The organism is Shewanella olleyana, assembly GCF_023283825.1.
Taxonomy (GTDB): domain Bacteria; phylum Pseudomonadota; class Gammaproteobacteria; order Enterobacterales; family Shewanellaceae; genus Shewanella; species Shewanella olleyana.
In genome coordinates this window covers 69,994-95,068 of record NZ_JAKILD010000001.1, presented here as the reverse complement: position 1 = coordinate 95,068, position 25,075 = coordinate 69,994, and the positions used below count along the sequence as shown (strand labels likewise).

The window sequence follows — 25,075 nt, the reverse complement described above, 5'->3', positions numbered from 1 at the left end:
TTACTTTTCACTTTTCACTTTTCACTTTTCACGGAAACGTTAGACACAATCAAGTAAGCTCACAAGCCACTTTTGCAACGGGTCTTCATTGTATCTCGGGTGCCAGGCTGCAATCACATCAAAACTATCTGGTGACTCTTCTAGGTCTATAGTGACAACGTCTAACCCTTTAATAGCTCTAGACGGTAAAAACGCGATTGAGTCTGTGGTTTCAAGATACATAGGCACAATGGAAAAGCACGGAGCAGACACCACAACATTGCGTTTTAAGCCAAAGGTTGAGAACCATTCATCGATTGAGCCTTTAAAGTTAGGTCTTGATGGAGATGCGATAATGGTTGGAAACTCAGCCACTTCAGCTAATGTCGGCGTTAATTGTGCTATCGATGAATGAGTCGATGTCACACAAACATGATGCTCTTCGAATAGCTTAACGATCTTATAGCTTTCTGGAATATAGTCAGGAAATGCCACCGCTAAGTTAACTTTGCCGCTTTCCATTAACTCGTGCAGTTTATCTAATTCGAAGTCTCGAATAATCAACTTTAAATTTGGCGCTTGTTGTCTTATTTTGGCAATCAGACTAGGTAAGATAATTTGTTGAGCATAATCAGTGGCAGCAATAACGAACGTGCCTTTGGCCTTCTTTGGTGAAAAGTCTTTAGCTGACAATAACGAGTTAAAATCTATAAGCAGTCTATCGACGCCTATAGCCAGCTCCTCCGCAAATGGGGTTGGCACAAAGCCATTGGTCTTTCTTACAAATAATCTGTCATCAAACACGTCTCGTAACTTTTTCAAATGCTCGCTAACGGCTTGCTGAGTTAACCCCAGCTGATTCGCAGCTTTAGAGGCGTTCTCTTCACGAATTAATGCCTGAAACACCCTTAGCTGCTTCATATCTAAACGATCTAATTTACTCACGCTAACCACTTTCTGAGTTTGATGATGGTAGCAGTCTAACACTACACAAGAAAAAATTGTAACACCTACAAATACTATTTGTTTCCGCTTGTTTTGATTCCTCCCTAAGATACATCCATCGAAACAAACTCAGGTTAAGGATCAAATATGAAAACAGTAATTTTAATTGGTGCACTAGGTAAAATGGGTCAGGCAGCACAAACAGGGCTTGGTAATCACAAGGTTATTACCGCAGGGCGTTCTGGCAATGTCGATCATCTTGTCGATATCACAGATGAAAAATCCATAGAATCACTTTTTGAAAAAGTCGGTCACTTTGATGCTGTAGTGAATACAGTCGGCTTTTGTGAATATGAAACTTTTGAATCAATGACTGAATCACAATGGTTAACCACCATAATGAGCAAAATGATGGGACAAATTAACTTAGTCCGAATCGGACAGAAATATATTGCTGATGGCGGCTCATTTACGCTTATCAGTGGCATATTAAATATGAAACCAATTCCTTTTGCGATTGCAGATGCTACCACCAGCGGCGCCATAGACACCTTCGTTAAATGTGTTGCCCATGAGATGCCAAGAAATACCCGCATTAATGTGGTAAATCCAACCGTGTTAACTGAGGCATGGGAAGTGTACGGTGAAATGATGCCAGGATTTGAACCCGTACCAGGAAGATTAGTCGGTAAAGCTTTTGAGCGCTCAGTAGATGGGTTTATTAACGGCGAAGTGATAGTGGTTGATGCCTAGAGTTCTCAACTACGGCCTTTGTTTTGGACTGCTGTATAAGGCACTGAATTAAGATCACGTTAATATTTCCAGCAATCCCCCAACATATAAAGCTCCTCATCACAGGAGCTTTTATCACTTTCTTGAGAACAGACTTGAACTGACACGCCCTATTTTAAAACGACGAGGGATTTTGCTTTTGTCTCAACAACTCAAATTACAGACACAAAAAAGCCCCAACTTTCGTTGAGGCTTTTTCGCACCATACTTACGTATGTAAGCTCTTCATGGAAGAATAATGGTACCCGAGGCCAGACTTGAACTGGCACGCCTATTAAGCGAGGGATTTTAAATCCCTTGTGTCTACCGATTCCACCACTCGGGCAAACTCTGGTAACTCGTCGTAACGCGTTACAAAATTTGATATTCAACGAAGTAATCGGTTGCCGCCGCTGATGTGGTGCATACTTTACTGATTTTTCAGATAGGATCAATAAAAAAATGAAACTTATTGTTCAAGTGGCCGTTTAACGAGCAAATAGCACGAAAACACGGCGTTAATGCATCAAATACAGCCAAACCGATGAAACTAATCTTTTAAAGCTTCGCTTACTCTCTGTTTCAATTCTGGTAATAGTTGCTCAGCAAACCAAGGATTCTTGGCTAACCAAATATTATTTCGAGGGCTTGGGTGAGGTAAAGGCATAATAGAACGAGCATACTCAGACCAATTTTTAACCGTTTGAGTCAAAGACTGTTTCGACGTCCCCAAATGATAGTCTTGCGCATACTTGCCAATAACAACGGTCAGCTTTAATTGTTTAAGCTCGGCGAGCAATAATGCACGCCAAGTCTCTGCGCAAATTGTTAATGGCGGTAAATCACCGCTCTTGCCTTTCCCTGGGTAACAAAAGCCCATGGGCAAAATAGCGACTTGCTTAGGATCGTAAAATACCGTTTTATCAATCCCCAGCCAATGACGTAATCGTTCGCCACTTGCGTCATCGAATGGCACACCTGATTGATGCACAGCTAAACCTGGTGCCTGACCTGCAATCAGTATTTTGGCACTTGAATGAAGTTGCACTACTGGATTCACGCCATGAGCCAACTTAGGCTTGCACAGTTGGCACTGTTTAACCTGTTCAATCAGAACATTTAATTCTGTTTGGCTCATTTCGCTCCCATGCTGTAAATCACTTATTCAAATCAACACCTAGAATAGACTAGAGTTTAAAATTGATTTGGGTTTAAATTGATTAGGATTCAAGCTCAATTAAACGCTGACAAATCTCATCAAAATTCGGTCTTAGACTGGTTTGCTCTTGCAAACAGTCACGTGATAATTCGCTTAGCACACTAAAAAGTGGACTGTCAGATTGTTTACCCAATGCTTTTTGCTGTGCTAATAAATCATCCAACATATTACCAAATGCTCTTACCTCAATGCTTTGCATTAGCGTAGCTTGCTGCTGCGATAGCTTACTTAAATCTGTCGCTGCACCAAAATCACCAAATAGCATGTTCGCTTCATCATCAATCATCGTATTATGGGCGTATATATCACCATGACTGACTTTGTGTTGATGTAAATGAGCTAAGGCGCCAGCCAAACTCAACATCACTTTAACGATATGCGAAATTGAAATATCCATATCATCGGCAAAAGTATCTCTAGTGCAGGTGACGAGTGAAGGTGGTAAACCCAAATTGTAAAAACGCGACGGGATCAACTCCATCACTAAACCTAAATGTTCTGGCTCTGAAATTTGAGCAAGCACTTTAATCAAATTCGGGTGATGGCCAGCACTTAAACAGCAATGCAGTTCATCTTTTGGGTAACCATCTGAAGTAACGGCCCCTCTGAACATCTTCAGCGCGACAATATCGTGCTTATTCGTTTCAGCGTCGTTAAGCTGCTTAGTATGAGGCAACTCTTGCTGCGCGGGTTTCCAGTGAGCTTGATAGATAACGCCTGAAGCCCCTTGGCCGAGTTGGTCGCCCAACTCAAACTCAGCCATTTCTGCATGTAAAAATGCGTCATGACTAACATGATTATCAGTCACCGGATTACCGCTGAATGCAAGCCATGCCAGCTTGGGCATAGATAACAACCAGTCAGGTACTTGAGTTAAATTATTGGCTGATACTCTTAATAGCTCGAGTTCTTTACAATTTCCCATGGTATCTGGAAGCGAATTAATCTTATTGCCAGCTAAAGCGCATTTCTTTAAACGATGTAACTGACCTATTGATTGAGGCAATTGGGTGATCTGGTTGTCCGTTAAAATTAACCAGCGAGTATCAACAGGTAAGCAGTTTTCAGCAACTGTAGATATTTGATTTGCTTTAAAGCCAATCATTTCAAGCTTAGGGCATTGAGCAATAATTTGAGGTACTTCAGTAAAGCAGTTAAACGACAAAAATAGGATTTTAAGTTCAGTTAAGCATGCAAATTCATCAGGTAATTGGCTTAAACGATTATTGGATAAATCCAGCACCTCTAAAGTGTCTGCAAACGCTAAAATTTCACGTGGGAATTCGACTAACTGCTCAGCAATTTGGATATGTTGTAGTTTCTGACCGTTTAATTCACCTGATGTTAATTGAGCTAACGTGTGCAAATGACCTTCCTAAATTTCAATCTGATTTAAATTGCGCACATAATAAGGGATTGGATCAGACAAGTTAAGGCCACTTACCACTTTAACGGACAAACTCACTTTGATGGCATTAATCAATTCCTTGTCTTTTAACCCCGAACTAACGCAAAATATTCCAATTATCATCACTTCATAAAAACAAGGCAGTCCGATGGATGAATTAACACCTATAAGCTTTTTCAGTCGTTTTGAAGAAGATATTTTATCTGGTGCAAAAACGATTACCTTACGGGATGAGTCAGAGTCTTATTTCAAAGTAGGTGAAACCTTATCTGTATCCACCTTCGAAGATGAGCGATGGTTCTGCAATATCAAGGTGTTGTCAGTCACTAAAGTCGCGTTCCATCACTTAACTGAAGACCATGCAGAACAAGAAAACATGTCATTGGAGTTTCTGAAATCATTGATTCAGGAAGTTTACCCTGGTGTCGAAGAGTTATTTGAAATCAAGTTCCAGCTGGTGAACTGATCTTAGCTTAAGTTAACTTAACAACGAGTTTAGTTTTATTTGCGGATGAAACTACTGCTCAATTAAGATATAACTATCAGTAATTAAGAGAAAGTAATTAAAAGAAAAGTAATTAAACGGAAAGGATTGCCGACATTGCATTATTTAAGCTTAATTTTTATATGGCCAATATACTTACTCCAAGCCATTTGGGTAAAAAAAACCACACTAAAACTGCCTGAGCCTAAAGGATTACGTGAAGGTATTGTCAGGCTAAATCATGCCGATGATTCACCATTAAGCATAGATACTGAAGTCGTTTCGAGTTCAGATTTCAATACATTGTCAATATTGGTTATTGGTGATTCTGCAGCCGCTGGGGTTGGGGTTGAAACACAGCAACAAGCCCTAACAGGCCAAACGGTTCAATCCCTTACCGCGTTAATGGACCAACAGGCCACTATTACGAGCCAAAAGGCCACGATTGAGAGTCAAAATGAAAGTCCGACAGCACAAGCTCGCTATCACAAACTCAAATGGCGACTTATTGCTAAAAGCGGATATAGCACTCAGAATTGCTTAAACAAACTCAACCACATATTAAGCCAAGCTCATCAAATTAGCGCCGATACTGTGATTATTTCTTTAGGTGTGAATGATGTTTTAAGCCCGATTTCAGCCAAAACTTGGATTAGTCAACAACAGCAATTATGTGAGTTGCTTTATACATCATTAGGCTGCAGCCAAATTATAATCACCAGTGTTCCGCCCATGTCAGCCTTCCCCGCTTTACCCCAGCCATTTAGGTGGTTTCTTGGTAGCAGAGCCAATGAGTTTAATCATGCTTTAACTCATTGGATTTCCAATAGCTCACTGCCTTGTGAGCAATTAGATATGCGGGAATCATTGTCTAACGCAACCATGGCGGAAGATGGATTTCACCCCAGTACAGAAATTTATCAACACTGGGGACAAATGGCTGCTAGATTAATTCAGTTAAATACAGATACTGATACTGATGCAAAAACTAAAGCTAATCACACCCCTGCGAATACCGTTCAGAAATAATCGTTCAGATTAAGCGGTCAACTTAATCTGAACGATTATTCCGGGTGACGGTTATATTTGCCAACAGTTATATTAGACGACTGTCAGTACAATCTTGCCGACATGGTGCTTTTCCTGAAACACTTGCTGCGCAGTGGCAATATCAGCTAAGGCGAATGTGTCTGCCACAATTGGTTTTATTTTCCCAGACTCAATGGTTGCAACTAAATTAGCAAACACTTCAGGTTCTAATACCGTACAGCCAAAGAAGCTTAAATCCTTTAAATAAAGGGTTCTGACATCAAGTTCAACTATAGCGCCGCCAATGGCACCTGAAACGGCGTAGCGGCCACCAGGCTTTAACACATCAATTAACTGTGGCCATTGCTTACCAGCTACTAAATCAATCACCACGTTAACGCTATTTGCCCCCAAGGTTTCAACTAAGTCTGCATCTCTTGGTAATACTTGATCTGCTCCTAATTCAAGTAAAAGCGCATTTTTACTTGGGCTGGTAATCGCAATGACTTTTGCGCCGCGGGCTTTTACAAGTTGAATTGCCGCAGAGCCAACGCCACCAGATGCACCAGTAATCAATACAGTATCAGTTGAGCAAACTTTAGCGCGAGTTAGCATATTCTCAGCAGTAGAGTATGAGCAAGGAAACGATGCTAATTCCACATCAGTGAGTGAGCTATTGATTGTACAAGCATGTCTAGATGCCACAACGGTAAACTCTGCAAAGCCGCCATCACACTCAGAGCCATAATACCAAGGAGACGCTAACTCTTTTCCTTTTGACTCACTGAGACATGGCTCAATTAACACCCTCTCACCAACACGATTTTGTGAAACATTAGCCCCTACAGCCACAATCACGCCACATACATCCGCGCCTTGAATACGGGGAAACACAAAGGCATTACCTGACCAACTGGCATCATCGCTTTCTGCATCTGACTTGGCATACCATGCCGTGCGGGTATTAATGTCTGTGTTATTTACACCTGCTGCCAGTACACGAATAAGCACTTCACCATCTGCAGGCTTAGGGACTTTAATCTGGTTATTGACTTGCAACATCTCTGGCCCACCATGGCCAATTAACTGAACCCCTGTCATTGTTTCTGGGATCGCTTGGTTTAGGCTTGATGCTTCTAAGGATTGCATGCTGGTGATTCCATAATGATAGATATAACTTGTTTTGCTGAAAGCACTGACTCTGGGCCCATTAAAGGCCAAGTGGTTGAAACACCCTCATGTAATAAAAATAATGCTGATGCGAGATCAGGTCGAAGACTGAAATCAGCTAATCGCTGTCGTACAGCTAACTTATGGCTCACCACCACATTGATCACCTCCTGATTATCAGGAAATGCACTAATGGCATTCATCGACATACACCCATTAGGCGCAAATTGCTGCATCCACTTTTCTAATTGAGAAAAAATAAATAACACTGACTCAGTGCCTGTATTAGCTGCCTCATCAGTTAAAAAAGACAGGTACCTTTGGTGGCGATATTCAAGCGCTGCGACAATCATCGCCTCTTTAGAAGGGTAATATTTGTAAAGGGTTCGCAAGCTCACATTACATGCCGTTTTTAGTTGCGCCACACTTGGCTCCGCAAAACCTAGCTGGCTAAATGCGATTTCTAAACTCGCAGCAATCTGTACCTTCAATGGCTGCGAATTATCAGCATTGAAAGTTGCATCTGAACTCTTTGCTGCTTCACTTTTAGTCTGAGCATCATTTATAAGCCCGTCGCTAATAAGCTCATCACTAATAGACTCATCATTAATAAGCGAACTTTTCATACACTCACCTTGGGTAGAATACTTACTCTACCTAAGATGGTAGAGCAAGTACTCTACCCAGTCAATGACCTATTACCATTAGGACTACCAAAGAGATTAAAAATACAAAGATTAAAAACAAAAAGCTTAAAACACTCAGATTAAAATATTGAATTGAATAATAGTCAGGTTGGAATCGTCATTTTTACACCTGAAAAAATGAACACTTGCGTGGTATTTGTTGGCTGGGTAAATAAGTTGTGATTTGAGTCAAAATTAATTTGTATTATTATACGTTAAATAGAGTATTTAACGTTATATTGTCCATAAGCAATAACGATAATCACAGGTATTATTCATATAAGTGCACAGACGCTCATGGTGAAAATACCGGCACCATTCACAGAAACTCTCGAAGATAATAAGAAGTAGGAATGTAGTTACCATGAAAAAATTATCAGTAATTCCTTTAACCATCCTTGTATCAGGCTTATTGACAGCTTGCGCCTCAACCACTGAACCATCCGTCAATGCATACCCTGCGGCAACAGGTGAGCGAACAGCACCTGCTATTCACCCTCAATTTGCTAATATTTTGGCGGCTTCAAAACTGCAAATTTCTACTCCTAATTCAAGACCTGGCAGCAAATATGAACTTGCCACAGATAGTGACTTTAGCGATATCGTGAACGAACACTTTTATGTTGACCAAGGTTCACAAGCTTTAGTGATGAATATGGAAGGCTATAAACTACGTAATGAGCTGCGCGTACTAGAAAATTTTAAGTCTGATCTACCAAATACCTTTTACCACTTATCTGCGGAGTTGATACCAATCAATCCAAGAGATTCGGTTAAAGACAGTCCCTCTAAGAATGATGCGATGACATTCTTGCAAGTCCACAATAAGGGCACCTTTGATGACGGAAAACATGGGGTTGGCTACATCCCTCACCCGCTGCTGCGCTTAGTGTATGAAGCAGACCGCAAGGGCGTTAAAGATCACTACTGGGCTATCATTAAAAATAACGCTGTAAATTGCAGCAAAGACAGCGGCAACCGTGACACATCTGATTGTAAAAATGCATATATCCGCTTCGACCTAGGTGCATACGATCCTAATGCTCCCACTAAATTCGATATTATTGTTGGCGATTCAAAATTAGTGATTAATAGAGATGGTGAGAATCAAGTCGACCATGACATCACTTATTGGAAAGAAATGCTCAATTACTTCAAAGCTGGGGTATACAACCAATTTGAGAACGGTAAAAGTGAGGCTCATTTCTATCAGCTAGATTATAAGATCGAGCAAAAATAACCCTGTCGGTGAATAGTTGATAGCAAACGTTATCAACTATTCACATCTACAAACTATTTTCTATCGCTCAATTCACTTTAGCTTGGTAAATTTCAGACACAAAAAAGCCCCAACTTTCGTTGAGGCTTTTTTGCACCATACTTACGTATGTAAATGATGGTACCCGAGGCCAGACTTGAACTGGCACGCCTATTAAGCGAGGGATTTTAAATCCCTTGTGTCTACCGATTCCACCACTCGGGCATAAGTGTTGTTTTAACCACTAACTCAAGTGTTAGCAACTAAACAAAAATTGTGGAGGCGCGACCCGGAGTCGAACCGAGGTCGACGGATTTGCAATCCGCAGCATAGCCATTCTGCCATCGCGCCGTATAGAGAATGATTGGAGCGACATATCGGGTTCGAACCGATGACCTATACCTTGGCAAGGTATCGCTCTACCAACTGAGCTAATGTCGCAATCATTTGCCTATCTTCGCAGATTAGGCCTCGATGTCATCAAGCTGCAACCTTTCGGTTATCCGCTGAAGCATCGCTGTCTACGGGGTTGCATTCTACCGATTTCAGTGTCGGTGTCAATTGCTGTTTTCAACAAAAATGACTGAATGCGCACTAAATAAACTTATTGAACTTTTATTGTGCTATTCAGCTGTTAAGTCTTTCCAAGCTGCTGAAATATAACTCATCATCGACCAGAAAGTCAGCACTGCAGCGACATAGAATAGTCCATAAGCCACATTGGTCAAAAATTCATTCGGTTGCCAAATCAAACCAACAATAGCCACCATTTGAGCTGCTGTTTTATATTTACCAATCCAAGAAACAGCAACGACTCCGCGCTTACCGATTTCAGCCATCCACTCGCGTAGTGCTGAAATTACAATTTCGCGGCCAATCATAAATAGTGCAGCTAACGTCAGGTAAATATTATCATTTTGCTGAACCAGCAATACCAACGCGGTAGTAACCATAATTTTATCCGCAACCGGATCTAAAAAGGCACCAAATCGGGTGGACTGCTTAAGCTTTCTTGCTGCATAACCATCTAACGCGTCTGTTACCGCCGCCAACCAGAAGATAAATGCGGACGCAAAAGGCGCCCAAGAATAAGGGAGATAAAAGACAACGACAAAAACCGGCAAAAGTACAAGCCGGAATAATGTTAGCGCTATAGGTAAATTAAAAGGCATTGAAGAAACCAAATAGTCAGAAACAGCGCCAATCTTGCCTTAATTTTATCCCCCTCGCAATGCATCATGGATTGTTTGTGCCATTTCTAGGCTAATTCCAGGCACTTTTGTTAATTCTGCCACACTCGCGCCCTTCACCTCCTGTATTCCACCTAGGTGTTGTAACAATAGTTTGCGCCTTTTAGGCCCCACTCCTTGGATAGATTCTAAGGTAGAAGTATTTCGGGTCTTCTGGCGTTTGTTACGGTGTCCTGTAATAGCAAATCGATGTGACTCGTCGCGAATATGTAATATCAGATGAAATGCTGGTGAATCACTGGCAAGCTCAAACGTCTGTTCAGTGCCGCCAAAAACAAAGGTTTCGAGCCCAGCTTTACGGCCTTCTCCTTTAGTCACCCCGATGAGCAATGGTGGTCTGTCTAAGTGAACACATTTTTCATCAACAATGGTTTGTGCAATGCGTAGCTGACCTAAGCCACCATCAATAAACACAATATCGGGTACTTTACCGTTATTGTCGATTTTATCGAATCGACGCTTAAGGGCTTGCTCCATCGCGGCATAATCATCGCCGCCGGTGATGCCATTAATGTTATAACGGCGATAATCCGCTTTATGAGGCCCTTCTCGGTTAAACACCACACAAGAAGCCACAGTGCTCTCTCCCATTGTATGGCTAATATCAAAACATTCCATACGGGTAATTTGATGGCCAAACTCCAGCGCTTCTTCTAATAACTGAAAACGTTGCTCAACAGTATTTTTGTGGGATAAACGTGTGTTGACTGCATTACTTGCATTGGTGACAGCTAATCGTAAAAAATTAGCTCGCTCACCACGAACATGGGTTTTGATTTCAAACTTACGCTCTAATGCTGAGGAGATAGTTTCTTCAAGCACTTTTTTCTCATCAAAGTTTTCACTGATGATCACTTCTTTTGGAATGGTTCTTTGAATATCCGCGTTTAAATAGAATTGACCAATAAATGACACCAAAACTTCTTCTAGTTCAGTTTCTGCCGGCACCGTTGGGTAGTAGCTTCGGCTGCCGAAGATTTTACCATCTCGGATAAACAATAAATGGAAACAGACAATGCCAGATGCGTAATGTACGCCAATAACGTCCATATCACCTTTGTGATTCGACACTTCTTGCTGCTCAGCAACACGTCTTAATGCTGTGATTTGATCTCGATATTGCGCTGCAGATTCGTATTCCATTTCATTCGCGGCGGTGTCCATTTTAGCCACCAGCTCACTGATCACTTGCTGGTCTTTGCCTCGTAAGAACAAACTCGCAAGCTTAACTTGGCCCGCATAGTCCTCATCAGAGATACGTCCAACACAAGGCGCACTGCAACGCTCTAATTGATACTGTAAACAAGGACGTGAGCGAGACTTATAGTACAAGTCATCACACTGACGAATAGGAAACAACTTTTGCATCAGGTTTAGACTTTCACGCACTGCTCCGCCATTAGGATAGGGACCAAAGTAATGGCCTTTCTCTCTTTTCGGGCCGCGATGATATGCCAGTCTAGGATGCTTATGACCACTTAATAGGATATACGGATAAGATTTATCGTCACGTAGCAACACATTGTATTTAGGCATGTATTGCTTGATGTAATCATTCTCAAGTAATAAAGCATCGGTTTCGCTATGTGTCAGAGTGACATCGACATTGGCAATGCGCGCGACTAAGGCTTGAGTTTTAACGTTGGGCAGGTTCGCCCTAAAATAGGATGAGAGACGTTTTTTGAGATCTTTTGCTTTGCCCACATAAATGACTTCACCTTTGTCATCGTACATACGATAAACACCGGGTGAAGAAGAGACGGTTTTTAAAAATAATTTTGAATTAAAGCTTGAAGGCATCAACTATCCTAAAATAGGCGTCGATACCTTTGTATGAACACCTAATGGCTAAAAAGAACTGGCATCGAGCATTTTGTAGCGAATAGCTAGGCGGGTCAACTCAACATCACCACCAATATCTAATTTGGCAAATAAACGATAGCGGTAACTGTTAACGGTTTTAGGGCTAAGGTTCAGTTTTGCTGAAATATCATTCACCTTTTCGCCATTGGTGATCATCAACATAATCTGCAATTCACGTTCAGATAAACTGCTAAATGGATTTTCATCTGAGTGACTAAATTGGCTTAACGCCATTTGCTGAGCGATTTCTGGAGAAAGGTAACGTTGTCCACGGGAAACTTGCTGAATCGCGCGTAACACTTCTGGTGAAGTTGAGCCTTTAGTTAAATAGCCCGACGCACCCGCTTGCATGACTTTGGTAGGAAACGGATCTTCAGTTTGTACCGTTAATACAATAATTTTAGCTTCTGGTTGATAGCGTAGTATTTTGCGGGTCGCTTCTAAGCCGCCCATACCAGGCATATTCATATCCATTAAAATCACATCGGCTTCACTTTGACGGGACCACTGCACTGCGGTTTCGCCATCTGGCGCCTCGCCAACGACTTTAATTCCGCGTTCATCTTCTAATAAACGACGGATGCCTGTTCTCACTAGCTCATGATCATCAACTAAATATACTGAAATCAACTTCGACCTACCCCTAAACGTATTCGTCCTGAATTTTTTTATTATTATCCTTACTTAGGTAATTTAGCTTATTGCGAGGCTAACGGAAAGCGATAATAGCGCTTAAGGATGTAAGAATTTACTTATCAACATGTTGTTTAGCCAACATCATTGACCTATGAACTATTTTGCAATTTAACCCTGGTTAATATTTAAACAATTTAGTTAAGCCATAGTTATCAATAAATAAAACACAATAAAAAACCACAATAACGTATGTCATTGCGGTTTAATGTTTGTTTGTTTGTTTGATAGCTCAGTTTATTCACTATCGAGTAAAACAAGCTAATCTTCTCACAATGTAAATTAACCGTCTAACAATGTAAATTAACCGTGATTATTCTTCATTTTCTACGAAGTCATCTGAGAAGTCAGTTTCCCAATACTTATAACCTTGAACCGTAGCCTGAGCTGCTGCGCCCATTAGGTTAACTTGATAAGTTTTTACACCACTGACATCAACAGATTGGTTAGCTGACGCTTGGTCACCACTGTCTTCGTATTTAGCACTCGCCTCAGCTTGCGCTTGACCTTCATAACCAGACTCTTTAAAGCGAGTCATCGCATCGTTATCCATAAAAGCTTGTACGAATGCCATTTGTTTCCAACCAATTCCAGCACCTACTCCGCCAGTCGCAAAGCGATAGTAAGAGTTTTGACCATTAGAAGTAAGAACACAGACTCCGCCACCTGTAGATAAAGCGAACAAATAGCTGTTACTACCAGTACAAACTACGTATCCCACTGAGTTAGCCACAGCAGTCTTTGCACCACTATGCTCTGCATAAATCTCTTGCAGTGCAGATTGTGTTTCTTTGCGAGCGTTAGCCTTTTTAGATTCAGGGTTATCACCCGTGGCACAACCTGTTAATAAAGTAGGCACCATAACAGCAGCTAGAAGTAATTTTTTACTGATAAAAGTCTTAGACATGTAATTTTCCTCTGTCGAATTAGGTATTAAGTTGCCTTTATTGGCAAGTTACACAGATATATAAATTCACTCATTTGTGTAGGTGTTGTTCTCAGAAATAATCCACGTAGACGACTACTGTGTTACTTAACCGCTTCTGAATAAGCTAAATCATTACCGCTTAAATATTTACCATTGATGAAAGCTAATATCGTTTCGTATTATCGCTATTTAATTTGTCTTGCATAATGATTGATGATTAATGCTTAACGTCTTATTTCTCAGTGCTAGCTCTATGTGTTAGCTCTATGTGTTAGCTCTAAGTGTTAGTAGCGCTGCTAACTCGATATGAAACTATTATAATTGACCTACGAAACATTTGTTACCATTTCACGCCATAACTGAGCTTAATCTCTCCTTTGCAACGATTGATAAGCTCACTTTGATTCAAAACTCGTCATATCAACACTCATTTCGATGCTCACTTCTTTAACGATTAAGTTAATCCTTGTCTTTAAATTTAGCCTTTATTTCTAAAATTTCATCCAATTTATCAATAAATAACGGCACTAATTTAGGATCAAAGTGGCTACCTGCTTCACGCTCTATTAGCGCTATCGCATCCTCAACGGTCCACGCTTTTTTATAGGGGCGTTCACTGGTTAACGCATCAAATACATCGGCTATTGCTACTATACGACCGTACAAAGGAATATTTTCACCGCTTAAACCATTTGGATAACCGCTACCATCCCACTTTTCATGATGTGTTAGTGCCACCTCTTGGGCAATGGTCATTAGCTCAGAGTCTTTGTCACCTAAAATTTCAGCGCCAATTTCGCAATGTTTTTTCATTTCTTCAAACTCTTCAAAATCGAGCTTGCCTGGTTTTTTCAAAATAGCATCAGAAATGCCAATTTTACCTACGTCATGCATCGGCGCAGCATTCATTAAAACTTCTGCATCAGCTTCATTAACGCCAGCTGCAAGCGCTAACACATGAGTGTAATAACTCATCCGAATAACATGCATACCGGTTTCGTTATCTTTATATTCTGCAGCGCGCCCTAAACGACGGATCACATTCAACTGGTTTTGTGCAATTTCAGCGGTTTTTTGCTGCACCTTAGTTGCAAGTAATTTATTTTGATTGGATAAAGCAAGTTGAGTTGTTACGCGTCGCTGAACAATGGGAGGATTGAATGGTTTGGTAATATAGTCAGCAGCACCTAGCTCTAGACCTTTTAGTTCGTCATCTGCAGAAATTTTAGCCGTCACAAATATTACCGGAATATGTCGGGTTCTTTCATCGTGCTTAAGTTGTCTGCATACCTCAAAGCCATCTATTCCAGGCATCATAATATCCAGCAAGATTAAATCTAAGCTGATGCTTTGGGCGATTTTCAGCGCTAACTCGCCATTTTTGGCAATCTTAATCTGATATTCAGATTTTAATACTCCAGTTAAAACATCAATGTTTTCTGGCGTATCGTCTACTACTAAAATAGTCTGCTTTTCCATCCAAATTCCTTAACCGATTTGCGCTTTATGGCCCATTTTTCTTACAGATAGCTTTTCAACTAGTTGTTTCAAATAGTTCTTGCGAATCGCTCTTGCAAATAGCTGTTTTAAATAGCTTGTATTAATCTCACCACTTCAATTAGACAAATGTTCAGTCTAGTAAGGTTAGTTGCTCAATCATTTGTTTGGCTATTTCCGCTGCTGTATCAAGTTCGTATTCGCTCAGCTGCTTTTCAAGTAATTTATAGTTATGCACGAGTGGCTCAACGTTTAAACATTCACCATGGCTTTCAAGGTATTCAGTTGCTTCCATGTCAAAGCTTTCTAACATCGTAATCAACTCCTCTAAAGTCTTGATTGCTAATGCCTTGTCTAATGATAGTTGAACTTTTTCACTTTGTTCTTCTGGTATTAAAGTTGAAATTTCTTGGCATACGTTAGACAGTTCAATATCTAAATCCTCAATCGCACTAACGTCACTTTCAGCTAGCTCCAGCTCCAATTGAGTTGCCAACTGCGCAAGCTTTTCAGCACCAATACTCCCTGCCACGCCTTTTAGAGTGTGAACTAAACGTGCTGCTAGTTGTTCATCCTTAACTGCAATCGCCTTTGAAAATGCCCCTACAAATCCTTTTTGTCCCATCAAAAACTTGGCTAATAACTTAAGGTATAAATTGACGTCGCCTTGTGTGCGCATTAACCCTTGAGTTGAATTAATGTATTTCAGGTTAACTAACGATGGCTCGATTTGTATCGAAGTCGCGTTTTCAGAAAGTGTTATATCCGCCGGCTGCGCAGGAGTTATCCATTTCGCCATAGTGATAAACATGGCTTCAACATCAATAGGTTTAGGGATATGATCGTTCATCCCTGCATCAAGGGCTTTTTCACGATCACCAGCCATTGCATTCGCTGTCATAGCCAACACCGGAAGTGATTTATGTTCTGGTATTCCTCGTAGCTTTTTAGTGGCTGTATAGCCATCCATTATCGGCATTTGACAATCCATCAATACGCCATCAAAACGCTGCTCAGCTAGGCACTCAAGTGCTTGCTGCCCGTTAGCCGCGATCGTGGTTTGAATATGTTTACTGTTGAGTAATTCCTCAATCAATTCTTGGTTCAAATCATTATCTTCAGCAATAAGAATATTCGCGCCTGCTAACTTGACTAACGCCTTGGTTAACTCACTATCAGTCCCCAACTGCCCTGAATGAAATTCTGCATCAGAAATAACATAAGACAGCGCCTTAACAAGACTTGATTGGGTTTGTGGCTTAGTAAGAATGCTATCAAAATGAACATCAACTGCATTCATCAGTAAATCTTCTTTACCATATGCGGTGATCATAATGAGTTTAGGCCTGGCCTTTATAGGTAAGTCACCAATAAAACGCGCTACATCGACTCCACTGACTTCAGGCATCTGCCAGTCAACAATGGCAACATCAGCTTGACCGCCTGAATTTAAATAAGCCATTGCTGCCTTACCGCTGTCTAACGCCTTAACTTTCATACCTATATTAATTAATAAATTAGATAATATCTCTCGAGCAACTTGGTTATCATCCACTAACAATACTGATTTACCATCAAGATATGACGTATCTAGTTCCCTTATCGATACTGAAGAAATAGGGCTTAAATCGAACGGGATATTCAAGTTAAAGGTGCTGCCAACATCAGGAGCACTATTTAATGTAATTTCTGCATTCATCAATTCAGCAAGGTTTTTACAAATCGCTAACCCCAGACCTGTACCGCCATATTTTCGGGTGGTTGACGCGTCTGCTTGTGAAAAGGCATTAAACAGTCTTGACTGTTGTTCAGGGGTCATACCAATGCCTGAATCAGTAACTGAAAACGTTATTTGGGCATGACTTGTTGTCAGCTCATTTAATTTCACAGAAATGATAATGTTGCCTTTTTCGGTAAACTTAACCGCATTATTGGCTAAATTTATCAGTACTTGTCCTACTCGCAGTGGATCTCCTAGCAAGTTTCTAGGAATATTGTCATCAATATCAAACAACAGCTCTAAGCCCTTCTCTGCGACTTTGATGCCAATTAAATTGCTGACATTATTGAGCAAGTCATCAATACTTAAATCAATGTTTTCTATATCTAGCTTACCCGCTTCGATTTTGGAAAAATCAAGAATATCGTTGATGATCCCTAATAATGACTGCGCGGACCCATTGGTTTTCTCGATGTAATTACGTTGCTGACGGCTTAAATCTGTTTCTAACGCTAAATGAGACATACCGATAATGGCATTCATTGGCGTGCGGATTTCATGGCTCATATTAGCCAAAAAATCCCCCTTTGCTTTGTTTGCGTTATCGGCTTCAGCAATAGCTTTCGCTAATTCACTTTGCAATTCTTTCGCTGCATTAACGTTTAGATGCACACCACTGATACGCATTGGGCTACCGTCATCATGAGATTGATAGGTTTGACCGATACTTAAGATCCAATCATAGCCTCCATCTTTACGCAACATTCTGAATTCTTGACGATTAATTTGGTTTTTATGATTATCAGCATCAGAGTCTAATCCTATAATTTCTGACTCGTCATCAGGATGAACCAATGACATAAAGGTATCAGACCCATTTATCAGCGGCGCCCACTTACTATCATGTGCACAAATATCCAGTCGTTCGTAACCTAGCATTTTGCTGTACATTCGGTTCACCACAACACGGTTCTCATCAGGATAAAAATCCCACATCCCCATTTGTGCGCTCGTGGCAGCAACTTCAAGTTTCTCTTCCGAATCCAACAATCGGTTTTCGGCTAACTTTTGTTCAGTAATGTCAAAAACAGTTCCATCGAAATAACCTTCCTCGAGATTTTCAGTTAATTCAAATTGCGCCATGATTTGTACATAACGCAGCTCACCTTTTTTGTTCAGGATCCGCATTTCAACGGTCACTTTATTGTTGACTAATGCAGCCTGTTTCACCTGCTCAAAAAACTGGTCACCATCATTACCTACAGCAAGGTGAATAAAACGCCTTAAAGGGTTAGGGCCTATAAAGTCCTCAACGGGGTAGCCAGTAATATGTTCAAAATTGGGGCTTATATAGACAAGCCTAAATTTATTATTCTTTAAATCTATAAATTTACAACGAAATACCGCCCCTTGTATGTTTTCAACTAAGGCTTGATACTGTTGCTGGTTTTGGAGCATCTCTGCCCTAACCTTCTCTTGCTCGTTGATATCTAACAAAGACAATCTAATTTCAGTACCATCATCTATTTCACTTCCAACAATACGCACAGTCAATGACACGGCAATTGACTCACCTGAGTGGGTATTTAAATGAACTCGTGCATCTGATGTATCTCGTCCATTTAATGCATCACTAAAAATCTGTTTGGCATCGCTATTGTCTGTTGCAATAACCTCCTCCCAGGAAAGTGAAGCAAAGGCTTGCCTGTCGTACCCTGTGAGGTGGGCAAACTGCTTATTGTGCTTAGTAAAATGGCCTTGAGTGTCGAGAGTGGCATAAGCTACTGCAGAGTTCTCGTATAAATCCCACAACCGATTCTCTCGCTCCTGCAAATCTTTAGTCCGAACAGAAATTGTCTTTTCAAGCTTTTCATTACTGACCTGTAAACGGCGATGAACGTGGCTGCTCAGCCATAAACTTCCAAGGGTGATGAGTAAACAAAAGAAGGCAATAATTCCAATCAGTATTAACACGATTGTTTTAAAATATTGATAGTTACTACTGGCTTCTTCTAGCGACATTTCAGTGATAATGCCAAACCCGTAACGCTCATCCCATTTCCAAGCGCCAATGACTTCTTTGCCTAAATAATTTCGATAACCTTGGTATGACTGGCCATTATTTTTGTCAACAACTTGCTGTGCAGCGAGGGTTAATTTAAATTCATTATGCTCAGGATCAGCGGGGGTATCTGATGTTAATAGACGATTAGGATCGGTAACCTTCAAGTTTAACACCGACATTTGACCTTCATTTAACAGGCCTAAACTGACTAAACTTTGCTCATGACGACTGTGTGATAACATTCTTCCTTTTTCATCCACAAAGTATGACTCTCCTGTATCTCCAACAGCACCACTTGTTGTCAGCTTGGCAAACTCCAAATAGGGATCAATACGAAGGGATAATACTGCGTTGATAGAGCCGTCATCTTGAACAATGGGGCTTAACACGAACATGGTAGGCGTATCGGAACGTTCAATACCTAAAGGGTTTTTTAAAGGAATATCTGAGCGCATAGGTGGAGTGATGACAACTTTACCTCTAACCGCTTCTCGAAATATATCGGGATGTATCCGCTTTACAATATTAGTCACTGCAAGGTTGCTGTCTCTACTGGAAGCAATATTTTTACCATCTAGACTAATAATAAAAAAACCTAAAGATCCAAATGATTCACTATAGCGATCATAGGCATCTCTTGACCACTGAAGGTGTTCACTTGCCAGTAAAGATTCTTTGTCTGCGCCAATTTTAGTTAATAACCTGGTTCTTCCTAAAAGCAAAGGGTTGGTAGCAACAGCTCCGACACGGTCTTCCCAACCTTTAACCCAAGACGAAAGCGCTGCGTCAGTTGTAAGAGCAACAGAGTCTAAGGCCGACCCACTTTGTTCTAGATCATGCTTATAAGCGATATTTAATCCGATTGCAGAAATGGTAGACATTAAGGCTAGAAAAAAGCATACAATTAGCGCTGAATAAAAACGGCTGTGCCGTTTCTCAAAGAAGCGGCCAATATCTATGTTAGCTTCAGTTCGAAGTTTGAAAAACAGCCAAAACAGTGCAACCACCAAACCTGCGGACACCAATAACAACATTGTGTTTATTTCCATTTCTCATCCTGTCTAAGCAGCAAAATATCACATCTTTGCGTCTATAAATTTAATCCAAAAACCTAACATTAAGCTTATTACAAAGGCCTGTGAAAAAGACCCGTTAAGTCAATCAGCTTAGGCTGATGGCAAAATAATATTGACTGTTGTGGTATTTGCATCGTCATCCACAGCTAATGCGACTTCACCATGTTGGGCTTGGACAAGTAACTTAGCTGAATAGGTGCCAATTCCAGTGCCACTTTCTTTGCCTGTTGAAACATATTTTTGCCAAAACGTTTCGCGAATTTCAGCCGGTACGACACCGATATTTTGTATCTTCACTTGTAAGTGTTGTTGGCTGTCATCTGCATCACTTCTTAAGAGTGAAATCGACACTCTTGTTTTGCTTGGCGCTGCTTCACAAGCATTTTTAAGGAGGTTGAATAACATTGAGTAGCTTAAGCTTTTATCACCTAACGCAAGATAATCTTCGTCGCCATCTTCTTCGTAATCTAAATAAATGAGTAATAACTTACTCTGGAAGGTTTTCTTTAACACTTCGATTATTTTTTGCAGTAAGTCTGCTAAAGAAAAGGGCTTAGCTTGTAATTGAAATCGACCCGTTTCGATTTTATAAAGCTCACTGGACATATTGATCATGTTCAATAATTGCAATGACATATCTTCAGCCATTTGGGTATTTTCAAGGTTACTTTTTGAAATGTGTGGGTCTTGGCTGATTTGTTCAAGCAAAGTCATCAACCCAGCGATAGGGCCTTTAAGATCATGTTGCAATACTTGTTGTACTTCTTGCTTAAGCTTTTCAGTGGTCACTATATTGTCAAAGTCAGACTGCAAACGCTTATGCATTTGAACATAAGCCATCAAGTTTCTTACTCGTAGTTTAAGTAACTCAGGTTGGATGGGTTTACTAATGTAATCAACCGCGCCGCTGCCCAGCCCTTGCAGCTGGTATTTATCTTCAGTTAATGCTGTGACAAATATCACTGGGATATGCGCTGATTGTGGATGTTCTCTTAATTGTTTAAGCACTTCAAAGCCATCCATTTCCGGCATCATAATATCCAATAAGATAAGATCTGGCGGAGAATCGGATTGTGCTATTTCAAGCGCTTGACTGCCTTGCAGTGCGAGCTTAACTTGGTAATCGTCTTTAAGAAGCTCGCCAATCAAAGTTAAATTAACGGTGGTATCATCCACCACCAGGACTGAAGGCCTATGAGGAATTTTGTCTTTTGGAGAGGATTCTGAATTAAACTCGCCATCAGGTGATAATTGATTTGCATCGTCTTGGCGGATATCTGACTGAAGAGTATGACTTCTATTACTCACATGACCACTTAAACACTGCACCACTCGTTGCTGTAATGTGATTGCGTTAAAAGGTTTTATGACGATGTCAGTGACACCTTCAGCAATCGCTGTGCTCACACGTTCTCTTGCGGCTTCTGCGGTGATCATAAGAAAAGGCAGATGCTGCCATTTAGACGATTGACGAACTTTAGATAGTAATTCTATGCCTGTCATCACAGGCATATTCCAATCAGAAATGATCAAGTCTACAGATGCATTTTTCAGAATGGTCAATGCTTTAGCGCCATTATCAGCTTGGTATACTTGTCCGATACCAAAACGGCGTAATTGGTCTGCACTAATTTTACGGATGGCATCCATATCATCCACAATTAGCACACTTTTCTTGGATAACTCCATGCGACCTCATCTATTAGAATCAATCACTCTACCTAACTGAAAAGTAAAGTTTAATTAGCCTTTTGGCTAATTATCATTTTGTGACATTTTTGCACCAACTAAACTGGCTACAATAATAGCCATATAAAATTGTCCACAAATAGCCTCTGAAAAAGCAAAAAATCGTGCAATCGGCATATTTGGAGATATTTCCCCATAACCGACTGTTGTGAGGGTGATGTAACTGTAGTAAATCACAGTTGAAAAATTATCAGTCCACTTTTGCGCTTCAATTCCGTTAAAAGCTGCACCAAATATTTCAATTAATAACAGATAGGTAAACGCCCAAATAAGCCCTAAAAGTAAAAAAATACAAATAGAGCCAACAATTTGATTAGATGATATTTTACCAGAAAAAAGCACTTGTTTTGAAGCTCGAGAGGTCGCCACAATAAGAAAAGAAATAATGGTTAATAAGGCGATAATATCGAGATTTAGTAGTTCAAAAACTGACCCAATGCTGGCCAATACAAGTGTGGTGAACATCAAACCAAAACTTGAACGGATCCAACGCTTATTTTGACCTAAGCCGATCACTGAAATAGATAAACTCATTACCGTGGTTGCTACAATCAGCATTTGACCAGATTCGAAAAACTGCTCAACCAACGCAGCACTTAACAATACCAAGACTAAAGACCCCAATAAATAACTAAAGTTGTCTTCTTTCGACATTCCCATTAAAACTTACCCTTCTGACTTCTTTGCTTCAATCATAACAGCTTCTGTATCAACTTCGGCGGTTTCAACCACCAACCAAGCAGAGAAGAGTTTAAAACTCAGCGCTAATACAACCGCACCAACAAATAAGCCTACAATACCAGATAAAATCATCCCGCCAATTGCGCCTAATAAGATAACCAACATTGGAATATCAACACCACGACCCATTAACATTGGTTTTAAGAATGCGTCACTGGCACTCACCAAGATGCTCCAAATCATAAAGATAATGGCTGTAGTCGATGATTCAACCGAAAACACATAAGCAATGATTGGCCCTAGGATTAAGATTGGTGGCAATTGAATAATGGCTAAGATAAGCACTAATAACATCCATATTCCAGTACCCGGTACCCCAACAAGCCCAAGTCCAATACCTGCAAGAATTGACTGAATGAACGCTACGCCGATGACACCTTGCACCACACTACGAACAGTAGCGACAGCAAGGTGAGAAAACTCTTCCCCATGTTTACCTGCAAGTCGAACCGAAACCTTATGGAACATTTGGTTTGAGCCTTCTGCTTTACCCATAAATACGCCAGCAATAATAATCGAGATTAAAAATTGCAGCACAGTCATACCAAAGCTACCAAACGCACCTGCAGCGGTCGTTGAAAATGCTTTAATTTCATCAGAGTAAGATCTGACTAATTGTTCTAAATCAGATGAAGCTCCAGACCAAAGTACATAAAGCTTATCACCGACTAACGGTAGGTCTGCTACAGACTCTTTAGGTGCTGGGATAACTAAAGTGCCGTCCTGGACTTCAGCAATAAAATCTTGTGTACCTGAAACGATGGCTTCTGAGAATAAAAATGTCGGCACCAATAACAAGGCTAATGAAAGCAGCGTGATGACTAGACTCGATTTAGTCATTGATAACTTTAATCGATTGCTAACGAGTTTCACTACAGGATAGAGGGCAATTGCAATAATACCGCCCCATAGAATTGGCATAATGAAGGGTTGAATAATCTTAAAGCACCAAATCACCATAATGAAAATCAGTGCAATTTTAATCGCAGCATCTACTGCAGCACTGGTAAATCCTGCAGGTGTTGAAATGTTCTTGTCACTCATAAATTGTCTATCCCTAGTTTAGTGGCATTCCATTAAATAAAGTTAGCATCATAAGATGTCACGAATGTGTCGCTAACTCGCTTAAATAAAGGTAATTTCAATATCAATTAGTTTAAAAATATAGCGTAAGTTCTGTCGCATTACACCTATAGCAAAGCAAAAACAACTTATTAACTCACATAAAATCAATAAAACGAGGTTTTCACTAAAATAGGTCAGTTTCTCGATATAAAACTGACATTTAGTTAATCATCACTTTTTCTATGTTAATGGTTTTCACTGAAAGCTTTAAAAAAGACTTTCATCAACTCATCTCAAAAAACCGCAGTAATATTTAAATATTCATTAGTGACAACTTAAGCGCATAAGTTTAATTCGAGACTAGGTTATTGCGAAACGCTCTAGGTGACATGCCTGACATGCGTTTAAAAGCACGGGAAAAGTGAGCGATATCGGCATAGCCTAAAGTGGCAGATACTTCGGTAACTGCGATTTGATTATCAGTCAGCATTGTTTTGGCTTGCTGAAAATAAATATCATCCACCATTTGCCTGTAACTCATACCTTCTTCGGACAACCGACGTTGCAATGTACGTACACTTAACCCTAATAAATCAGCAGCTGTCGTTATCGATAGTCGACCAAGAGACATGTAAGGTAATAGTGCAAATTGTAAACTCTCCACAAAACTTTTAGGGCTCTCTATCGCAGGCTTAATTGTGGGTTCCCAGCCTTCTTTTAGCTTCACCTTGCAATCTAACACTTCCTCAGAAATACTTAATGCTGTAACGCGGCGAGAATAGTAAACCTGAGATCTGTCTAACTTGAGTACATTTAAATATTCAGCTTCACGAGATGACTGCAGGCCAATATCGATTGGTTGCCAGTTTGTTTGAGTCACAGATCGAACTAACTCCACCATCATAGTCAGTGCAAACTGTTCTGAAAGGTCGATTTCAATGGGGTCTTCTTTTAGACGAAAACGGGCAAACCACACTTTCCCTAATCCTGCTTTCAATTGAATATGGGTTTGCTTAGATTCAAGATTAACCACTTGAGTAAAGTCGATTAACGCTTGCCTCACCGTTCCTTTCAAAGAAATTTTGGCTAAGTGCTGAGGAACAAATATAGATCGCGCCACCTGAAATAACCATTCAGAAAAACGCTCTTTTCCAAGTTTGTGAGCCATTAGCTTAAGTAAATTCAATACTGCTTGTTCAGATACGTAATCATATTTGTCGGTTAACAAGCTTTCAGGTAAGCCCGCTTGTTCAATGATGGGGTATATGTTGTTTTCAAAGTCTTTTAAGCGTGCTACAAATGGCGCTATATATTCAGCTCTGAGTAGAGGAATAAAGAGATTTTGATTGCCTATATCTTTTATGTGTCCATCATCACTTTCTCTCCCCACATGGTGTGAGTGGATAGTGTTACCTTTCTTAGGGACATCAGACTTTTGTGACGGCACATTTACCCTCAAATTTTCATCATACATACGTT

At 40.4% G+C, this 25,075-nt stretch carries 19 protein-coding genes and 4 tRNA genes; 4 read left to right on the top strand and 19 right to left on the bottom strand.

All coding sequences use genetic code 11. The features are described 5' to 3' along the window. Nucleotides 1-39 precede the first annotated feature (39 nt). Nucleotides 40-924: a LysR family transcriptional regulator gene (locus L2735_RS00430; protein ID WP_248982840.1), complete on the bottom strand. Its 885-nt coding sequence runs from the start codon at nt 922-924 to the stop codon at nt 40-42. Nucleotides 925-1,071: 147 nt separating this feature from the next. Here L2735_RS00430 and L2735_RS00425 point away from each other — a divergent pair, with 147 nt between their 5' ends. Continuing rightward, on the top strand, nt 1,072-1,677 hold the full coding sequence (locus L2735_RS00425) for a short chain dehydrogenase (RefSeq protein ID WP_248982839.1): 606 nt from the start codon (nt 1,072-1,074) through the stop codon (nt 1,675-1,677). 278 nt (nt 1,678-1,955) lie between these two features. Here the strand turns inward: L2735_RS00425 and L2735_RS00420 are convergent. The 3 genes from L2735_RS00420 to L2735_RS00410 form a co-directional block, all read right to left on the bottom strand. After that, nucleotides 1,956-2,041 (bottom strand) — tRNA-Leu (locus L2735_RS00420). 204 nt (nt 2,042-2,245) lie between these two features. Further along, nucleotides 2,246-2,833 carry a uracil-DNA glycosylase family protein gene (locus L2735_RS00415; RefSeq protein ID WP_248982838.1) on the bottom strand — a complete coding sequence of 196 codons (588 nt, stop codon included), beginning with the start codon at nt 2,831-2,833 and terminating at the stop codon, nt 2,246-2,248. An 82-nt stretch (nt 2,834-2,915) separates the two neighbouring features. Beyond that, entirely contained in the window at nt 2,916-4,280 is a 1,365-nt protein-coding gene (locus tag L2735_RS00410; protein WP_248982837.1) for a leucine-rich repeat-containing protein kinase family protein, read from the bottom strand. 190 nt (nt 4,281-4,470) lie between these two features. Here L2735_RS00410 and yqfB point away from each other — a divergent pair, with 190 nt between their 5' ends. Together yqfB and L2735_RS00400 are read left to right on the top strand one after the other, a co-directional pair. Then, nucleotides 4,471-4,788, top strand: a complete 318-nt coding sequence (gene yqfB / locus L2735_RS00405; RefSeq protein WP_248982836.1) for a N(4)-acetylcytidine aminohydrolase — start codon at nt 4,471-4,473, stop codon at nt 4,786-4,788. A 126-nt stretch (nt 4,789-4,914) separates the two neighbouring features. Next, nucleotides 4,915-5,835, top strand: a complete 921-nt coding sequence (locus L2735_RS00400) for an SGNH/GDSL hydrolase family protein (protein WP_248982835.1) — start codon at nt 4,915-4,917, stop codon at nt 5,833-5,835. 72 nt (nt 5,836-5,907) lie between these two features. Here L2735_RS00400 and L2735_RS00395 read toward each other — a convergent pair whose 3' ends face one another. Together L2735_RS00395 and L2735_RS00390 are read right to left on the bottom strand one after the other, a co-directional pair. After that, entirely contained in the window at nt 5,908-6,984 is a 1,077-nt protein-coding gene (locus L2735_RS00395) for an alcohol dehydrogenase family protein (protein ID WP_248982834.1), read from the bottom strand. Beyond that, nucleotides 6,972-7,631, bottom strand: coding sequence for a TetR/AcrR family transcriptional regulator (locus L2735_RS00390; RefSeq protein ID WP_346348113.1), 660 nt, complete (start codon nt 7,629-7,631; stop codon nt 6,972-6,974). The genes L2735_RS00395 and L2735_RS00390 overlap by 13 nt, the downstream gene beginning before the upstream one ends. A gap of 424 nt (nt 7,632-8,055) precedes the next feature. Here L2735_RS00390 and L2735_RS00385 point away from each other — a divergent pair, with 424 nt between their 5' ends. Next, on the top strand, nt 8,056-8,931 hold the full coding sequence (locus tag L2735_RS00385) for a polysaccharide lyase family 7 protein (RefSeq protein WP_248982833.1): 876 nt from the start codon (nt 8,056-8,058) through the stop codon (nt 8,929-8,931). A 157-nt stretch (nt 8,932-9,088) separates the two neighbouring features. On the opposite strand, the gene L2735_RS00380 is transcribed toward L2735_RS00385, so the two are convergent. The 13 genes from L2735_RS00380 to L2735_RS00320 all read right to left on the bottom strand — a co-directional run bounded on the left by L2735_RS00380 (nt 9,089) and on the right by L2735_RS00320 (nt 25,043). Then, a tRNA-Leu gene (locus tag L2735_RS00380) sits at nt 9,089-9,174 on the bottom strand. Between the two features lie 52 nt (nt 9,175-9,226). Continuing rightward, nucleotides 9,227-9,300 (bottom strand) — tRNA-Cys (locus tag L2735_RS00375). A gap of 14 nt (nt 9,301-9,314) precedes the next feature. Continuing rightward, nucleotides 9,315-9,390: transfer RNA gene (locus L2735_RS00370), tRNA-Gly, on the bottom strand. Between the two features lie 182 nt (nt 9,391-9,572). Beyond that, on the bottom strand, nt 9,573-10,121 hold the full coding sequence (pgsA, locus tag L2735_RS00365; protein ID WP_248982832.1) for a CDP-diacylglycerol--glycerol-3-phosphate 3-phosphatidyltransferase: 549 nt from the start codon (nt 10,119-10,121) through the stop codon (nt 9,573-9,575). A gap of 45 nt (nt 10,122-10,166) precedes the next feature. Continuing rightward, nucleotides 10,167-11,999 (bottom strand): excinuclease ABC subunit UvrC, encoded by a 1,833-nt coding sequence (uvrC, locus tag L2735_RS00360; protein ID WP_248982831.1) that lies wholly within the window; start codon nt 11,997-11,999, stop codon nt 10,167-10,169. Between the two features lie 48 nt (nt 12,000-12,047). Continuing rightward, nucleotides 12,048-12,692 (bottom strand): UvrY/SirA/GacA family response regulator transcription factor, encoded by a 645-nt coding sequence (gene uvrY / locus L2735_RS00355; protein WP_248982830.1) that lies wholly within the window; start codon nt 12,690-12,692, stop codon nt 12,048-12,050. A gap of 376 nt (nt 12,693-13,068) precedes the next feature. Further along, nucleotides 13,069-13,662: a lipid-binding SYLF domain-containing protein gene (locus L2735_RS00350; RefSeq protein WP_248982829.1), complete on the bottom strand. Its 594-nt coding sequence runs from the start codon at nt 13,660-13,662 to the stop codon at nt 13,069-13,071. 480 nt (nt 13,663-14,142) lie between these two features. Then, nucleotides 14,143-15,162, bottom strand: a complete 1,020-nt coding sequence (locus tag L2735_RS00345; protein ID WP_248982828.1) for an HD-GYP domain-containing protein — start codon at nt 15,160-15,162, stop codon at nt 14,143-14,145. Between the two features lie 151 nt (nt 15,163-15,313). Beyond that, entirely contained in the window at nt 15,314-20,014 is a 4,701-nt protein-coding gene (locus L2735_RS00340) for a response regulator (RefSeq protein ID WP_248982827.1), read from the bottom strand. Between the two features lie 117 nt (nt 20,015-20,131). Further along, a complete protein-coding gene (locus L2735_RS00335) occupies nt 20,132-21,730 on the bottom strand; it encodes an ATP-binding response regulator (RefSeq protein ID WP_248982826.1) in 1,599 nt (532 codons plus the stop codon). Nucleotides 21,731-21,796: 66 nt separating this feature from the next. Beyond that, on the bottom strand, nt 21,797-22,450 hold the full coding sequence (locus L2735_RS00330) for a potassium channel family protein (RefSeq protein ID WP_248982825.1): 654 nt from the start codon (nt 22,448-22,450) through the stop codon (nt 21,797-21,799). Between the two features lie 6 nt (nt 22,451-22,456). Continuing rightward, nucleotides 22,457-23,575: an AI-2E family transporter gene (locus L2735_RS00325; RefSeq protein ID WP_248982824.1), complete on the bottom strand. Its 1,119-nt coding sequence runs from the start codon at nt 23,573-23,575 to the stop codon at nt 22,457-22,459. Between the two features lie 370 nt (nt 23,576-23,945). Continuing rightward, nucleotides 23,946-25,043, bottom strand: coding sequence for a helix-turn-helix domain-containing protein (locus L2735_RS00320; RefSeq protein WP_248982823.1), 1,098 nt, complete (start codon nt 25,041-25,043; stop codon nt 23,946-23,948). Between the last annotated feature and the right edge of the window lie 32 nt (nt 25,044-25,075).

What these genes read in the sequence shown, in the direction of transcription:
- L2735_RS00415 (WP_248982838.1), bottom strand. Translation starts at nt 2,833, where the DNA reads ATGAGCCAAACAGAATTAAATGTTCTGATTGAACAGGTTAAACAGTGC.
- L2735_RS00385 (WP_248982833.1), top strand. Translation starts at nt 8,056, where the DNA reads ATGAAAAAATTATCAGTAATTCCTTTAACCATCCTTGTATCAGGCTTA.
- L2735_RS00390 (WP_346348113.1), bottom strand. Translation starts at nt 7,631, where the DNA reads ATGAAAAGTTCGCTTATTAATGATGAGTCTATTAGTGATGAGCTTATT.
- L2735_RS00330 (WP_248982825.1), bottom strand. Translation starts at nt 22,450, where the DNA reads ATGGGAATGTCGAAAGAAGACAACTTTAGTTATTTATTGGGGTCTTTA.
- L2735_RS00345 (WP_248982828.1), bottom strand. Translation starts at nt 15,162, where the DNA reads ATGGAAAAGCAGACTATTTTAGTAGTAGACGATACGCCAGAAAACATT.
- L2735_RS00335 (WP_248982826.1), bottom strand. Translation starts at nt 21,730, where the DNA reads ATGGAGTTATCCAAGAAAAGTGTGCTAATTGTGGATGATATGGATGCC.
- L2735_RS00350 (WP_248982829.1), bottom strand. Translation starts at nt 13,662, where the DNA reads ATGTCTAAGACTTTTATCAGTAAAAAATTACTTCTAGCTGCTGTTATG.
- yqfB (WP_248982836.1), top strand. Translation starts at nt 4,471, where the DNA reads ATGGATGAATTAACACCTATAAGCTTTTTCAGTCGTTTTGAAGAAGAT.
- L2735_RS00340 (WP_248982827.1), bottom strand. Translation starts at nt 20,014, where the DNA reads ATGGAAATAAACACAATGTTGTTATTGGTGTCCGCAGGTTTGGTGGTT.
- L2735_RS00325 (WP_248982824.1), bottom strand. Translation starts at nt 23,575, where the DNA reads ATGAGTGACAAGAACATTTCAACACCTGCAGGATTTACCAGTGCTGCA.
- pgsA (WP_248982832.1), bottom strand. Translation starts at nt 10,121, where the DNA reads ATGCCTTTTAATTTACCTATAGCGCTAACATTATTCCGGCTTGTACTT.
- L2735_RS00425 (WP_248982839.1), top strand. Translation starts at nt 1,072, where the DNA reads ATGAAAACAGTAATTTTAATTGGTGCACTAGGTAAAATGGGTCAGGCA.
- L2735_RS00395 (WP_248982834.1), bottom strand. Translation starts at nt 6,984, where the DNA reads ATGCAATCCTTAGAAGCATCAAGCCTAAACCAAGCGATCCCAGAAACA.
- uvrC (WP_248982831.1), bottom strand. Translation starts at nt 11,999, where the DNA reads ATGCCTTCAAGCTTTAATTCAAAATTATTTTTAAAAACCGTCTCTTCT.